Source organism: Shinella curvata, assembly GCF_022899935.1.
GTDB classification, from domain to species: domain Bacteria; phylum Pseudomonadota; class Alphaproteobacteria; order Rhizobiales; family Rhizobiaceae; genus Shinella; species Shinella curvata.
The window spans coordinates 462,989-475,769 of the sequence record NZ_JALJCJ010000003.1; the positions used below are offsets into that span (position 1 = coordinate 462,989).

At 63.6% G+C, this 12,781-nt stretch carries 15 protein-coding genes; 10 read left to right on the forward strand and 5 right to left on the reverse strand.

The window, feature by feature from the left end:
- The 4 genes from MUU55_RS13755 to rsmI form a co-directional block, all read right to left on the reverse strand.
- Entirely contained in the window at positions 1-882 is an 882-nt protein-coding gene (locus MUU55_RS13755) for an ABC transporter permease subunit (protein WP_244761308.1), read from the reverse strand.
- 67 nt (positions 883-949) lie between these two features.
- A complete protein-coding gene (locus MUU55_RS13760) occupies positions 950-2,248 on the reverse strand; it encodes an extracellular solute-binding protein (protein ID WP_244761309.1) in 1,299 nt (432 codons plus the stop codon).
- Positions 2,249-2,350: 102 nt separating this feature from the next.
- Positions 2,351-2,719 (reverse strand): YraN family protein, encoded by a 369-nt coding sequence (locus MUU55_RS13765; RefSeq protein ID WP_244761310.1) that lies wholly within the window; start codon positions 2,717-2,719, stop codon positions 2,351-2,353.
- A complete protein-coding gene (gene rsmI / locus MUU55_RS13770) occupies positions 2,709-3,635 on the reverse strand; it encodes a 16S rRNA (cytidine(1402)-2'-O)-methyltransferase (RefSeq protein ID WP_244761311.1) in 927 nt (308 codons plus the stop codon). The genes MUU55_RS13765 and rsmI overlap by 11 nt, the downstream gene beginning before the upstream one ends.
- A 246-nt stretch (positions 3,636-3,881) precedes the next feature.
- On the opposite strand from rsmI, the gene dnaN reads away from it, so the two are divergent.
- The 7 genes from dnaN to MUU55_RS13805 all read left to right on the forward strand — a co-directional run bounded on the left by dnaN (position 3,882) and on the right by MUU55_RS13805 (position 8,921).
- Positions 3,882-5,000, forward strand: coding sequence for a DNA polymerase III subunit beta (gene dnaN / locus MUU55_RS13775; RefSeq protein ID WP_244761312.1), 1,119 nt, complete (start codon positions 3,882-3,884; stop codon positions 4,998-5,000).
- A 218-nt stretch (positions 5,001-5,218) separates the two neighbouring features.
- Positions 5,219-5,821 carry a phospholipid N-methyltransferase PmtA gene (gene pmtA, locus MUU55_RS13780; protein WP_244761562.1) on the forward strand — a complete coding sequence of 201 codons (603 nt, stop codon included), beginning with the start codon at positions 5,219-5,221 and terminating at the stop codon, positions 5,819-5,821.
- Between the two features lie 9 nt (positions 5,822-5,830).
- Positions 5,831-6,412: a histidine phosphatase family protein gene (locus MUU55_RS13785; RefSeq protein WP_244761313.1), complete on the forward strand. Its 582-nt coding sequence runs from the start codon at positions 5,831-5,833 to the stop codon at positions 6,410-6,412.
- 2 nt (positions 6,413-6,414) lie between these two features.
- Complete coding sequence (pyrF, locus tag MUU55_RS13790; protein ID WP_244761314.1) at positions 6,415-7,113, forward strand: orotidine-5'-phosphate decarboxylase; 699 nt, start codon at positions 6,415-6,417, stop codon at positions 7,111-7,113.
- A gap of 16 nt (positions 7,114-7,129) precedes the next feature.
- Positions 7,130-7,417 carry a DUF1330 domain-containing protein gene (locus tag MUU55_RS13795; protein ID WP_226920884.1) on the forward strand — a complete coding sequence of 96 codons (288 nt, stop codon included), beginning with the start codon at positions 7,130-7,132 and terminating at the stop codon, positions 7,415-7,417.
- A 120-nt stretch (positions 7,418-7,537) separates the two neighbouring features.
- On the forward strand, positions 7,538-8,518 hold the full coding sequence (locus tag MUU55_RS13800; RefSeq protein ID WP_244761315.1) for a complex I NDUFA9 subunit family protein: 981 nt from the start codon (positions 7,538-7,540) through the stop codon (positions 8,516-8,518).
- Between the two features lie 253 nt (positions 8,519-8,771).
- Positions 8,772-8,921 carry a hypothetical protein gene (locus MUU55_RS13805; protein WP_226920886.1) on the forward strand — a complete coding sequence of 50 codons (150 nt, stop codon included), beginning with the start codon at positions 8,772-8,774 and terminating at the stop codon, positions 8,919-8,921.
- Positions 8,922-8,960: 39 nt separating this feature from the next.
- On the opposite strand, the gene MUU55_RS13810 is transcribed toward MUU55_RS13805, so the two are convergent.
- A complete protein-coding gene (locus tag MUU55_RS13810) occupies positions 8,961-9,767 on the reverse strand; it encodes an undecaprenyl-diphosphate phosphatase (protein WP_244761316.1) in 807 nt (268 codons plus the stop codon).
- A gap of 188 nt (positions 9,768-9,955) precedes the next feature.
- Between MUU55_RS13810 and MUU55_RS13815 the strand changes: the two genes are divergently transcribed.
- From MUU55_RS13815 to MUU55_RS13825, 3 genes are read left to right on the forward strand one after another with little or no spacing between them, the layout of a single operon-like run.
- Positions 9,956-10,648 (forward strand): glutathione S-transferase family protein, encoded by a 693-nt coding sequence (locus MUU55_RS13815; protein ID WP_241599652.1) that lies wholly within the window; start codon positions 9,956-9,958, stop codon positions 10,646-10,648.
- Between the two features lie 10 nt (positions 10,649-10,658).
- The gene (queG, locus tag MUU55_RS13820) at positions 10,659-11,801 is read left to right on the forward strand and encodes a tRNA epoxyqueuosine(34) reductase QueG (protein ID WP_244761317.1); all 1,143 of its coding nucleotides are present in this window, start codon (positions 10,659-10,661) and stop codon (positions 11,799-11,801) included.
- Positions 11,798-12,676 (forward strand): SDR family oxidoreductase, encoded by an 879-nt coding sequence (locus MUU55_RS13825; RefSeq protein WP_244761318.1) that lies wholly within the window; start codon positions 11,798-11,800, stop codon positions 12,674-12,676. Before queG ends, MUU55_RS13825 begins: the two co-directional genes overlap by 4 nt.
- Positions 12,677-12,781: the final 105 nt, after the last annotated feature.

Sequence of the window (12,781 nt, forward strand, 5' to 3'; positions counted from 1 at the left end):
TCAATTGTAGTGCACGCGCCGCTCGATGAAGCGGAACTGGAAGATGGTGAGCACGAAGACGACGATCATCAGGATGACGGACTGGGCCGAGGAGCCGCCGAGGTCGTTGCCGCGGAAGCCGTCCATATACACCTTGTAGACCAGCGTGATCGGGTTGTTGGCGGCCTTGTCCTTCACCATCACGTCGATGACGCCGAACGTGTCGAACAGCGCATAGGTCATGTTGATGATGAGCAGGAAGAAGGCGGTGGGCGCAAGCAGCGGCAGCGTCATCGTCCAGAAGCGGCGAACGCCCGAGCGGCAGTCGATGGCGGCAGCCTCACGCACCGAGACGGGAATGCTCTGCAAGCCCGAGAGGATGAAGATGAAATTGTAGGGGATCTGCTTCCAGACCGAGACGGCGATCATCGCAAAGGCGGTGTCGTAATAGTTCAGGCCGACCTTCATGTCCCAGCCGAAGAGCGCGGCGAATTTCACCAGCGGACCGATATGCTGGTCGAAGAACATCATGCCCATCAGGCCGGCGACCGGCGGTGCGATGGCATAGACCCAGATCAGCAGCGTCTTGTAGGTGGAACTGCCCTTCAGCACCGCATCGGCCTTCACGGCAAGCAGCATGCCGATGCCGAGCGACAGAAACGTCACCAGTGCCGTGAAGACCACGGTGAAGCGGGCAATCGCCTGGTACTGGGCCGAGCCCAGCGCATCGGCATAGTTGGAGAGGCCGACGAAGGTCGAGCCGAAGCCGAACGGGTCTTCCAGAAAGAACGACGACTGGATCGCCTGTACGGACGGCCAGTAGAAGAAGACGAAGATGATCGCCATCTGCGGCGCGATAAAGAGATAGGGCAGAAAGGGCGAGGAAAACTGCACGCGCTTCATGGGGCCACCTTCATAGCGGCGTGCCGGGAGCCTTGGCCCCCGGCACGGATTTCAGAGAAGCGACGGATCAGCCGGCGGTCTTGGCGAAGCGGGCGAGCAGCTCGTTCGCTTCGGTCTCGATCGTCTTCAGAGCCTCTTCGACAGTCGTTTCACCGGCGAAGATACGGCCATATTCGCGTTCCATGATTTCACGGATCTGCGGGTAGAAGCCGAGGCGGTAGCCCTTCGACCAGTCACCGGACTTGAGCATCAGCTGCTGGATGCCGACTTCGGCAGCCGGCTTTTCCTTGTAGTAGCCTTCGGACTTGGCGAGTTCGTAAGCTGCCTTGGTGATGGCCACGTAGCCGGTGGCTTCGTGGTAGAACTTCTGCACTTCCGGCGAGGTCAGGAACTGGAAGAAGTCGGCCGTGCACTTGTTTTCGGCCTCCGGCTTGCCGGACATGGCGAACAGCGCCGCACCACCGATGAAGGTGTTGGTGCCGGCACCCTGGATGCTGCCCCAATAGGGCAGGAAGGTTGCCGAGAACGGCTTCTGCGCGGTCTTCTGGAGGCCGCCGAACGAACCCGAGGAGCCGATCCAGAAAGCAGCCTTGCCGTCTTCGAAGAGCTTCTGGTTGTCGTTCCAGCCGGCGCCGTAATAGCCGAAGTAGCCTTCGTCAGCCCAGGCCTTGAGCTTGGTAAACATCATGACGAGGTTCGGGTCCGTCATGTTGATCTTGGTGTCGACGACCGAGTCGTAGCCGTTGTTGTTCGTCGCGAACTGGATGTTGTGGCGCGAGAAGAAGTTTTCGGTGAACTGCCAGGTCAGCTGCGACTGGACGAGCGGCAGGTAGCCGGCTTCCTTGAGCTTCGGAGCGATCGTCTCGAAGTCTTCCCAGGTCTTCGGCGCTTCGACGCCGGCCTTTTCGAGGGCTTCGGTGTTGACATACATGATCGGCGCCGAGGAGTTGAACGGCATGCCGACGAACTTGCCATCCGGGGCGGCGTAGAAATAACGAACGCCTTCGATGAAGGCTTCGCGGTCGAATGTGTAGCCGGCCTGGGTGATCAGGTCTTCGGCCGCAATGACGGCGCCCGGCGCATTGATGATCGTCGCCGCACCGGCATCGAAGACCTGCAGGATGTTCGGCTGTTCGCCGGCGCGGAACGCTGCGATGCCCGAAGCGAGCGCCTCTTCATAGGTGCCCTTGGAAACCGGCGTGATCGCGCAGGCCGACTGGGCGTCGTTGAACTTCTTGGCGACTTCGTTGATGACTTCGCCATTGCGGCCGGCCATGCCGTGCCACCAGGTAATGTTGGTGGCGGCCATCGATGCCGTGGCGGAAAAAGCGAGTGCGAAACCTGCGAGGGAAAGCGGCTTGAACATGGGAGCTCCTCTTCACCGGACTTGGTGTGAGGCGTGCACTAAGCAGCGACCGTGACAGGCGCGTTACGCTTTCATGTCAGTTTCGTTACATTTTCCTTTTGCTCAAAACGCATCCACAAAGTGCTTTGGAAGCCGCCACGGCAAGACCGCAACGATATCATATCGTAACGACAGGCGGTGGGCGTCCGGCTGGCGGGAAAGCCAGATGTCGCTGGCCGCGCGGATGCGGTGCTGCGCGGTTCCGGTAACGGCGAAGACGGCGCTGTCGACGTCGCGGCGGGCCTTGACCTCGACGCAGACGACGAGATCGCCGCGCCGCGCGATGATGTCGATCTCGCCGAGTTTCGTGCGGTAGCGGATCGCACGGATGCGGTAGCCCTTGGCGAGCAGATAGAGCGCGGCGAGATATTCGGAGACGTGCCCCCGGCGGAAGGCTTTCAGCCTGTCGGGGTCCGCCGCTCTATTCCGCATCGCCACCCTTGAGATCGATGAGGCGCTGGTAGAGGTCGCGGCGCGGCAGGCCCGTCTGGCGCGCGGCTTCCGTCGCCGCCTTGCCGGCCGACATGTCCTTCACCAGGGCGGTCAGCAGGCGGTCGACATCCTCTGCCTCGGGCGCGGCCGCCTCGCCGGGCGGTCCGATGACAAAGACGATCTCGCCCTTCACGGTGTGGCCGTCGCCATAGTGGGATGCGAGTTCGCCGAGCGTGCCGCGGCGGAACTCCTCGAAGGTTTTGGTCAGCTCGCGGCTGACGCAGGCCGCACGCCCTTCGCCCAGCACGTCAGCGGCGGCGGCAACAGTCGCGGCAATGCGGTGCGGCGATTCGAAGAACAGCAACGTCGCGGGCACGCTTGCCAGTTCGGCGAGACGGTCGCGCTTTGCCTTGTCCTTGGTCGGAAGGAAGCCGGCAAAGAAGAAGGCATCGTTCGGCAGACCGGAGCCGACGAGCGCGGCGAGCGGTGCGGAGGCGCCGGGGATCGGCACGACACGATAGCCGGCTTCGATGGCCAGCAATGCCAGGCGATAGCCGGGGTCGGAGACGAGCGGCGTGCCCGCATCAGAGACCAGCGCCACGGATTTGCCGGCCTCAAGTGCTGCGATCAGGCGCGGACCGGCCTCGTCGGCATTGTGCTCGTGATAGGCGTAGGGCCGGTTGACGATGCCGTAGCGGTCGAGCAGCACGCGGGTGACGCGGGTGTCCTCGCAGGCCAGCACGTCGGCGCCGGCCAAGGTTTCCAGCGCCCGCAGCGTGATGTCGGCGAGATTGCCGATGGGGGTGGCGACCAGATAGAGCGCCGATTCCAGCGGCCGGGCGGGGATCACGGCATTGTGCAGGCGAAATGCCTTGCCACCCTCGCCCGCGCCGCCTGCCACCGTTTCGTCCCGCATTGCCATTCCTCTTCCAGCCGGCCCTTTCCGGCCGTTTGGACGGCCGCGCATGTCTCCCCTTATGGGCGAGCGCAGATGGCCTCGCAAGAGACGACGGTTGACTATCGCGTGTCCCGCGCCGTTAGCACTTGCAATGGGGCGGGAAATTCTGCCATTTTGCCCGTCCCATCTTTCCGGCCTCGCCGGAGTTTCAAGGCAATGCCGCGCCGGTTTCCGGCGTGCCAGCGGTCGAAAGCGGTACAGTTCATGCGCATTACTCTCGAGCGGTCCAATCTTCTGAAGTCGTTGAACCACGTTCACCGCGTGGTCGAGCGGCGCAACACGATCCCGATCCTCTCGAACGTGCTCCTGCGCTCAGACGGTGCCAGCCTCGACATGAAGGCGACCGATCTTGACCTCGAAATCACCGAGGCGACGCCCGCCCAGGTCGAGCAGGCCGGCGCCACGACCGTGCCCGCCCACCTCCTTTACGACATCGTGCGCAAACTCTCCGACGGGTCGGAAGTGCTGCTCGCCACCAGCGCCGACGGCGCGTCGATGACGGTCACCTCGGGCCGCTCGAAATTCTCGCTGCAATGCCTGCCGCAGTCGGACTTCCCCGATCTCACCGCCGGCAGCTTCTCGCACACGTTCCGCCTCAAGGCGACGGACCTCAAGATGCTGATCGATCGCACACAGTTTGCGATCTCCACCGAAGAGACCCGCTACTATCTCAACGGCATCTTCATCCACACGATCGAAAGCGCCGGCCAGCTGAAGCTGCGCGCCGTCGCCACCGACGGCCACCGCCTTGCCCGCGCCGATGTCGAGGCCCCCTCGGGTTCCGAGGGCATGCCGGGCATCATCATTCCGCGCAAGACGGTCGGCGAATTGCAGAAGCTGGTCGACAATCCCGACCTGACGGTGACGGTCGAAGTCTCCGACGCGAAGATCCGCTTCACAATCGGCTCGATCGTACTCACCTCCAAGCTGATCGACGGCACCTTCCCGGATTACCAGCGTGTGATCCCGACCAACAACGACAAGGAACTGAAGATCGACTGCCAATCCTTCGCGCAGGCTGTCGACCGCGTCTCCACCATTTCCTCCGAGCGCGGCCGCGCCGTGAAGCTGGCGCTTGGCGAGGGCCAGCTGACGCTGACGGTGAACAATCCGGATTCTGGCAGCGCGACGGAAGAACTGGCCGTCGGCTACGACAACGACCCGCTGGAAATCGGCTTCAACGCGAAATACCTGCTCGACATCACCTCGCAGCTTTCCGGCTCCGAGGCCGTCTTCATGCTCGCCGATCCGGGTTCGCCGACGCTGGTGCGCGACCTTGCCGGCGACGACGCGCTCTACGTGCTCATGCCGATGCGCGTCTAGGACCGTCTGTGCGGCATTGGGAAACCGTTCTGGAACCCGCCGGCCGCCGGCGGGTTCTTTTTTTAGCAGGCGCTTTCGCATGTCGGGGAAACTTGCATGTGGCGGCGCAATCAGACTTGTTTTTGACGCAAACCGCGTCACATATTCGCCATGGCCGGACGAAGCGGATGGGAATGAATCCTGACGCCGGCCAGGAGTGCACCATGAAGGGGGATGGCATGACGTTGCGCGTGAAGGTCAAGGAACGGCTCGGCAAGAAGTTCGGCGACGAAATCCGCTTCTTCAAGGGCTGGATGAACAATACGCGGGCCGTCGGCTCGATCATCCCCACCTCCTCGATCACCGCGCGCCGCATGGCGAGCGTCATCGACCCCAAATCCGGCCTTCCGGTCCTGGAGCTCGGCCCGGGCACCGGCGTCATCACCAAGGCGATCCTGGAGACCGGGCTTGCCCCGGAAAAGCTGACTTCCATCGAATTCTCGACGGATTTCTACAACCATCTCATCGCCCGCTTCGATGGCGTCAACTTCATCAACGGCGATGCCTTCGATCTCGACAAGACGCTCGGCAACCTGCGCGACGCGACCTTCGACAGCGTCATCTCCGCCGTGCCGCTTCTCAACTTCCCCATGCACCGGCGCGTCTCGCTGATCGAAGACCTGCTGTCGCGCATGCCCGTGGGACGGCCGATCGTCCAGATCTCCTATGGCCCGCTCTCGCCTGTCGTCGCCATGCCGGACCGCTACCAGATCACCCATCTCGACTTCGTCGTGCGCAACATCCCGCCGGCTCAGCTCTGGACCTACCGCCGTACCCACTGATCTGCGGTCATGTACGCCCTCTACATCACCCACCCGCAGGTCCAGATCGACCCGGTCGTGCCGGTGCCGGACTGGGGTCTTTCCGAACGCGGCCGCGAACGAGCCTTGCTTGCGGCCTCCTCGGGCTGGGTGAAAGAAATCGGCCGCTTCGCCGCAAGCACCGAACGCAAGGCCATCGAGACCGCCGAAATCCTCTCCGCCCGACGGCTGCCGGTCGAAACGGACCATGCCATGGGCGAGAACGACCGCTCCGCCACCGGCTTCCTGCCACCAGACGCTTTTGAAGACGCCGCCAACTGGTTTTTCGCACACCCGCAGGAAAGCTTCAAAGGTTGGGAGCGGGCGGTGGATGCACAGGCGCGCATCGTCGCGACGGTCGAGCGGGTGCTGGCCGGCCATGATCCCAAAACACCCATCGCCTTCGTCGGCCATGGCGGCGTCGGCACACTGCTGAAATGCCATCTGCTGGACAAGCCGATTGCCCGCGACGGCGACCAGCCGGCCGGCGGCGGCAATCTTTTTGCATTCCGGCTTGCGGACCGCGCCGTCACATGCGACTGGACGGCAATGGAATCTTGGAAAGGGTTTTGACCATGTCCGCGCGCGACCGCCTGATCGTTGGCCTCGATGTACCGACCATCGCGGAGGCGGAAAAGGTGGTCCGGACATTGGGCGAGACAGCCCTCTTCTACAAGATCGGCTACCAGCTGGTCTTTGCCGGCGGGCTGGAATTCGCCCGCGACCTCGCCAGGGACGGCAAGAAGGTCTTCCTCGACATGAAGCTGCTCGACATCGACAACACGGTGGCCAAGGGCGTCGAGAACATCGTCAAGATGGGCATGTCGATGCTCACCCTGCACGCCTATCCGAAGGCGATGGCCGCCGCCGTCTCGGCTGCCAGGGGCTCCGACCTGTGTCTGCTCGGCGTGACCGTGCTCACCTCCATGGATGCCAAGGACGTCATCGACGCCGGCTATGAATATGACCCGCACACACTGGTGCTGCGCCGCGCCGAACAGGCGCGCATTGCCGGCATGGGTGGCGTGGTCTGTTCCGCCGAAGAAGCCAAGGCCGTGCGAAAAATCGTCGGCCCCGACATGGCGATCGTCACACCCGGCATCCGCCCCGCCGGCGCCGAACTCGGCGATCAGAAGCGCGTGATGACACCGGCCGACGCGCTGAAGGCCGGCTCCAGCCACCTCGTCGTCGCCCGCCCCATCGTCAAGGCCGACGACCCGCTCGCCGCCGCCAAGGCGATCCTCGCCGAGATGGACGGCGCGCTTCAAGCATAACCAGAGGGAGAGAACCATGCCCAAGGGCTACTGGATTGCACAGGTCGATGTGCGCGACCCCGAGCGCTACAAGGACTATGTTGCCGCCGCCAAGCCGGCCTTCGAAAAATACGGCGCGAACTTCGTCGCCCGTGGCGGCGCCTATGCGCAGCTGGAAGGCCGCGTGCGCGCCCGCAACGTGATCATCGAGTTCCCCTCGCTGCAGGCCGCCGTCGACTGTTACAACTCGCCGGAATACCAGATCGCCGCCGCCATCCGCCAGGAAGTGGCGGATGCCGAAATGGTGGTGGTCGAAGGCCTCTGATCGCCGCGCTGAAAACCTTCGTAAAACCCGGCCGGAGAGACGCTTCGCCGCGCTTCACCTTGTCGGCAGTTTGGGCTATGTAGGCCCTACCTACCTTTCCTACTCTCCAGGAGCAGCCATATGACCTTGTCCAACCTTCCGCCGCTCGTCACCGTCTTCGGCGGCTCGGGCTTCGTCGGGCGTCATGTGGTGCGCGCGCTGGCGCGCCGCGGCTACCGCATCCGCGTCGCCGTGCGCCGTCCCGATCTCGCCGGCTTCCTGCAGCCGATCGGCGGCGTCGGCCAGATTTCCTTCGTCCAGGCGAACCTGCGCTACCGCCAGTCGGTCGACCGCGCCGTCGAAGGCTCCGACCACGTCATCAACTGCGTCGGCGTGCTGTTCGAGTCTGGCCGCAACACCTTTGACGCCGTGCAGGATTTTGGTGCCCGCGCGGTGGCCGAAGCCGCCCGCAGCGTCGGTGCGAGGCTCACGCACATCTCCGCCATCGGCGCGGATGAAAACTCCGGCTCCAGCTATGCCCGCACCAAGGCGCGCGGCGAAGCGGCCGTGCTGCGCAGCGTGCCGGATGCCGTGATCCTGCGCCCCTCCATCGTGTTCGGCCCGGAAGACGGCTTCTTCAACAAATTCGCCACCATGGCGCGGTATGCGCCTGTCCTGCCGCTCATCGGCGGCGGCAACACCAAGTTCCAACCGGTTTACGTCAATGACGTCGCCGAAGCGGTTGCCCGCTCGGTGGATGGCGTAATCGAACGCGGCCGCGTCTATGAACTCGGCGGCCCCGAAGTCCTGAGCTTCCGCCAGTGTCTCGAGCTGATGCTGCGTGTCGTCGATCGCAAGAACCCGCTCGTCTCGCTGCCCTTCGGCATCGCCTCGCTGATCGGCTCCGTCGCCTCGCTCATCCCCTTCGTCACGCCGCCGCTCACGTCGGATCAGGTGACGCTGCTGCGCTCCGACAACGTCGTCTCCGACGCGGCCCGCAACGAGGGCCGCACGCTCGAGGCCATCGGCATCGAGCCGGTCCTCGTCGAAGCGATCCTGCCGAGCTATCTCGTGCGCTACCGCGTACAGGGCCAGTTCACGAAGGTCGACAGGGCCGCCTGAGCCGCCGCTTTACGCATCTGAAAACGGCCGCCGCTGGGCTTTCCCCACGGCGGCCGTTTCATTTTTCGAAAGCGCTTTGGGCAAGCTGTTGCACTTATGCAGCGGTTAAAAAAAGCGTTGCGGCATTTACGCACGATTCAACATGTCGCGTTATTGCTTGTTGTCGGGCCAGCGAATAAACACCGCCCCCGTCGCGTCCTGCTGGAGAGGCAGAGAGCGGCGTTTTTCAGGACTTCGAGAGGCTTATCCGCCCATGGGCAAGGCAATTGCAATCTTCTTCGGATTTTCGGCTCTGATCATCGTGGCCGGATCCTTTGCCGCGCCCTCGACGGTTTCCGCCAGCAAGCACGGCTGCTCGCCGGCTTACGGCGTCGATCCATGCACGACCGCTTCGGTCAAGTAAGCTTCGACCAGCCTGAAGCGACCGGCCGAAGCCGGTCTTTCAACCCCAGATCAGAAGGGCGATCAGGCCCAGCGTGCCCACGATGATGCGCCAGATGGCGAACAGCGTGAAGCCGCGGCGTGACACGAAGTCGAGCAGCGAACGCACGACGAAGAGGCCTGCCACGAAGGCGGCGATGAAGCCGACACCGATGACCAGGAGGTCGTCGGACGAGAGCGCATCGCGGTTCTTGTAGAGATCGAGCGTGAACGCGCCGACCATGGTGGGCATCGCCAGGAAGAACGAGAATTCCGCAGCCGAACGCTTGTCGGTGCCCATGAGCAGGGCGCCGGCGATCGTCGCGCCCGAGCGCGACGTGCCGGGGATCATGGCAAGGCACTGGCACAGGCCGATCTTGAAGGCGAGCGACGGCGGATACTTCATCGCATCCGTATAACGCGGCTGAAGCGGCATGCGGTCGATAACATAGAGAATGACGCCGCCAATGATCAGCACGATGCAGATCAGCATGGGCGTTTCGAACAGCACCGTCTTGATGAAATCATGGGCCAGGGCGCCGATGACGGCCGCCGGCAGGAACGCGATGAGCACGCTGATGACGAAGCGTCGCGCCTCGGGGCTCGAGGGCAAGGCGAAGGCGATGCGCAGCAGCTTGGTGGCGTAGACCGAAAGGATTGCGAGAATAGCACCAAGCTGGATCAGCACCGCGAAGGAATTGCCCGGCGACTTGAAGCCGAGAAAGTGCCCGGCAAGCAGGATATGGGCGGTGGAAGACACCGGGATGAATTCGGTCAGACCCTCGATAAGACCGAGAATGAGGGCGCTGACGATGGATTGGTCTGCCATGAAGGTTCCTTGGGAATTGGGAAAGGAAGGCATGATACGAAGCAGGCGTACGGCAAAAAGCCCGATTCGCTTGTGTTTGTACCACCAAATTTCTATAGGTTCGTCAAATCAGCCGTGACCAAATCAGCTCACAACGAAGCGACAGGCCCGGCGAAGCTCCTTTCCGCAAGATCAGCAAAGCAGCCCGAATGCCCACACTTTATCATCACCCGATGTCCGCCGCTTCCCGCTTCGTCCGCCTCATCCTGGCGGAATACGGGTTCCAGACCGAGCTTGCCGAGGAGCAGCCCTGGGAAAACCGACGCGACTTTCTGGCGCTGAACCCGGCCGGCACGCTGCCCGTCTATGTCGATGACAGCATGCGCGCGCTCTGCGGCGCCAGCATCATCTCGGAATATCTCGATGAGACGCATGGCGTTCTCAAGCGCGACCGCCGGCTGCTGGCGGAAGATCCCTTCCAGCGCGCCGAGATCCGCCGTCTGACCGAATGGTTCCTGCAGAAGATGGAGCAGGACGTGACGCGCCCACTGGTGCGCGAGCGGATCTTCAAGCTTCAGATGACGTCCGATCAGGGCGGCGGCCCGCCCGATAGCAAGATCCTGCGCAATTCCCGCGCCAATATCCGCCAGCATATGAAGTATCTGTCGTGGCTTGCGGGCTCGCGCACCTATCTGGCCGGAGATCGCCTTTCCTACGCCGACCTTGCCGCCGCAGCCTGTCTTTCGGTGCTCGACTATATGGGCGAGATCAACTGGGCGGACGCGCCGCAGGCCAAGGACTGGTATCAGCGGCTGAAGTCGCGCCCCTCCTTCCGCCCGCTGCTTGCCGAGCGCGTGCGCGGCGTTACCCCCGTCTCGCACTACGCGGATCTCGACTTCTGAGGACGCGACCATGTCGGGCGACGAAAAGATCCGGCGCCGCCTGACCGATTTCATCAAGGCGGAAGCGGTCGACAAGGGCTTCGACCTCTGTCGCATCACCGGCCCCGATTCCATCCCGCAGGCGCCAGCCCGGCTCGCCGATTTCCTTGCCGCCGGCTACCACGGCACGATGGACTGGATGGCGGAGACTGAGGCGCGCCGCGCCGATCCGCGTGTGCTGTGGAGCGAGGTGCGCTCCATCGTCGTCTTCGCGATGAACTACGGGCCCGAGCACGACCCGCGCGCCGTGCTGGAAAAGCCGGACCGGGCGGCGATCTCCGTCTATGCCCAGAACCGCGACTATCACGACATCATCAAGGGCCGGCTGAAGGAAGTCGCCACCCGCTTTGCCGCACGCGGCGGGGCGGATGTGAAGGTCTTCGTCGATACCGCGCCCGTCATGGAAAAGCCGCTCGCCGCCGCCGCGGGCCTTGGCTGGCAGGGCAAGCATACCAACCTCGTCAGCCGCACGCACGGTTCGTGGCTCTTCCTCGGCAGCCTCTTCACCACGGCCGATCTTTATAAGGACGAGCCCGAGCGCGATCATTGCGGCTCCTGCCGCGCCTGCCTTGATGCCTGCCCGACCGACGCCTTCCCCGCGCCCTACAAGATCGATGCGCGGCGCTGCATTTCCTACCTGACCATCGAGCACAAGGGCACGATCGACCCCACCATCCGCGAAAAGATCGGCAACCGCATCTATGGCTGCGACGATTGCCTTGCCGCCTGCCCGTGGAACAAGTTCGCCGCCAGCGCCTCCGAAATGAAGCTCGTCGCCCGCGATGATCTGAAGGCGCCCAGGCTTGCCGATCTCCTCACCCTCGACGATCCGGGCTTCCGCACGCATTTCTCCGGTTCGCCGGTCAAGCGCATCGGCCGCGACCGCTTCGTGCGCAATGTCCTGATCGCCGCCGGCAATTCCGGCGACCGCAGCCTGATTGCCCAATGCATCCATCTTGCCGACGATGCATCCCCCGTGGTGCGTGGCATGGCCGCATGGGCGCTTTCGCGGCTGATGGACGCTTCCGAATTCGTGAAATTTGCGGCAGGAAGGACTGACGATGCGGACGCGGATGTGCGCGCGGAATATGAGAGAGCGAGGGCCACCCCATGACGAAACACCTCCTGATCCTCGGCGCCGGTTTTTCCGGCAGGGCCATCGGCGACGCTTTCAAGGCGGCCGGCTTCTCGGTTTCCGGCACCACACGCTCCGCGGAGAAGGCTGAAAGCCTGCGCGCCCTCGGCATCACGCCCATCGTCTTTGACGGCAGCACGATTTCGGAAAGTCTCGCCGCCGATATGGCGCGTGCCACCCATGTCGTGCAGTCCATCGCACCCGGCAAGGATGGCGATCCGCTGTTTCGCGCGGAAAGCCCCACTCTCTCCTCCCTGATGCCGAAACTCGAATGGGCCGGCTATCTCTCCACCGTCGGCGTCTATGGCGACCACAAGGGCGCCTGGGTGGCCGAGGAAACGGCACTGAACCCGGTCTCCGCCCGCTCCGTCGAGCGCGTCGAGGCGGAAAACCATTGGCTGGCCTTCGGGGAGGCCTCCGGCATCCCCGTCGCCGTGCTGCGGCTTGCCGGCATTTACGGGCCGGGCCGCAATGCGCTTCGCAACATGGAAGAGGGCAACGCCCGCCGCCTCATCAAGAAGGACCAGGTGTTCAATCGCATCCGCGTCGAGGACATCGGTGGCTCGGCACTCTTCCTGTCCGAGAACCATTTCGGCGGCCTCTGGAACATCACCGACGACGAGCCCGGCCCGCCGCAGGACGTGGTGGCGGAGGCTGCCCGCCTGATGGATCTGCCGACACCGCCTGATATTCCTTTCGAGACGGCGGAACTTTCTCCCATGGCCCGGTCTTTCTACGGGGAGAACAAGCGTGTTTCGAACGCCAAGCTCAAGGCTGCCGGCTTCGAATTCCGCTTCCCGAATTACCGCCAGTCGCTCGCGGAGCTCAAGGCTTCCGGGCGCTGGCGGGGCTAGCCGGCTGCGGCCGGCAACGGCCGCTTTTGCGATTTTGCACAACCATAAATTTATCTGCCCTATTTTTGCCGCCGAACTCATGCGCAGCAGATGCTAATATTGAAA

What these genes read in the sequence shown, in the direction of transcription:
- MUU55_RS13755 (WP_244761308.1), bottom strand. Translation starts at nt 882, where the DNA reads ATGAAGCGCGTGCAGTTTTCCTCGCCCTTTCTGCCCTATCTCTTTATC.
- MUU55_RS13760 (WP_244761309.1), bottom strand. Translation starts at nt 2,248, where the DNA reads ATGTTCAAGCCGCTTTCCCTCGCAGGTTTCGCACTCGCTTTTTCCGCC.
- MUU55_RS13765 (WP_244761310.1), bottom strand. Translation starts at nt 2,719, where the DNA reads ATGCGGAATAGAGCGGCGGACCCCGACAGGCTGAAAGCCTTCCGCCGG.
- rsmI (WP_244761311.1), bottom strand. Translation starts at nt 3,635, where the DNA reads ATGCGGGACGAAACGGTGGCAGGCGGCGCGGGCGAGGGTGGCAAGGCA.
- dnaN (WP_244761312.1), top strand. Translation starts at nt 3,882, where the DNA reads ATGCGCATTACTCTCGAGCGGTCCAATCTTCTGAAGTCGTTGAACCAC.
- pmtA (WP_244761562.1), top strand. Translation starts at nt 5,219, where the DNA reads ATGACGTTGCGCGTGAAGGTCAAGGAACGGCTCGGCAAGAAGTTCGGC.
- MUU55_RS13785 (WP_244761313.1), top strand. Translation starts at nt 5,831, where the DNA reads ATGTACGCCCTCTACATCACCCACCCGCAGGTCCAGATCGACCCGGTC.
- pyrF (WP_244761314.1), top strand. Translation starts at nt 6,415, where the DNA reads ATGTCCGCGCGCGACCGCCTGATCGTTGGCCTCGATGTACCGACCATC.
- MUU55_RS13795 (WP_226920884.1), top strand. Translation starts at nt 7,130, where the DNA reads ATGCCCAAGGGCTACTGGATTGCACAGGTCGATGTGCGCGACCCCGAG.
- MUU55_RS13800 (WP_244761315.1), top strand. Translation starts at nt 7,538, where the DNA reads ATGACCTTGTCCAACCTTCCGCCGCTCGTCACCGTCTTCGGCGGCTCG.
- MUU55_RS13805 (WP_226920886.1), top strand. Translation starts at nt 8,772, where the DNA reads ATGGGCAAGGCAATTGCAATCTTCTTCGGATTTTCGGCTCTGATCATC.
- MUU55_RS13810 (WP_244761316.1), bottom strand. Translation starts at nt 9,767, where the DNA reads ATGGCAGACCAATCCATCGTCAGCGCCCTCATTCTCGGTCTTATCGAG.
- MUU55_RS13815 (WP_241599652.1), top strand. Translation starts at nt 9,956, where the DNA reads ATGCCCACACTTTATCATCACCCGATGTCCGCCGCTTCCCGCTTCGTC.
- queG (WP_244761317.1), top strand. Translation starts at nt 10,659, where the DNA reads ATGTCGGGCGACGAAAAGATCCGGCGCCGCCTGACCGATTTCATCAAG.
- MUU55_RS13825 (WP_244761318.1), top strand. Translation starts at nt 11,798, where the DNA reads ATGACGAAACACCTCCTGATCCTCGGCGCCGGTTTTTCCGGCAGGGCC.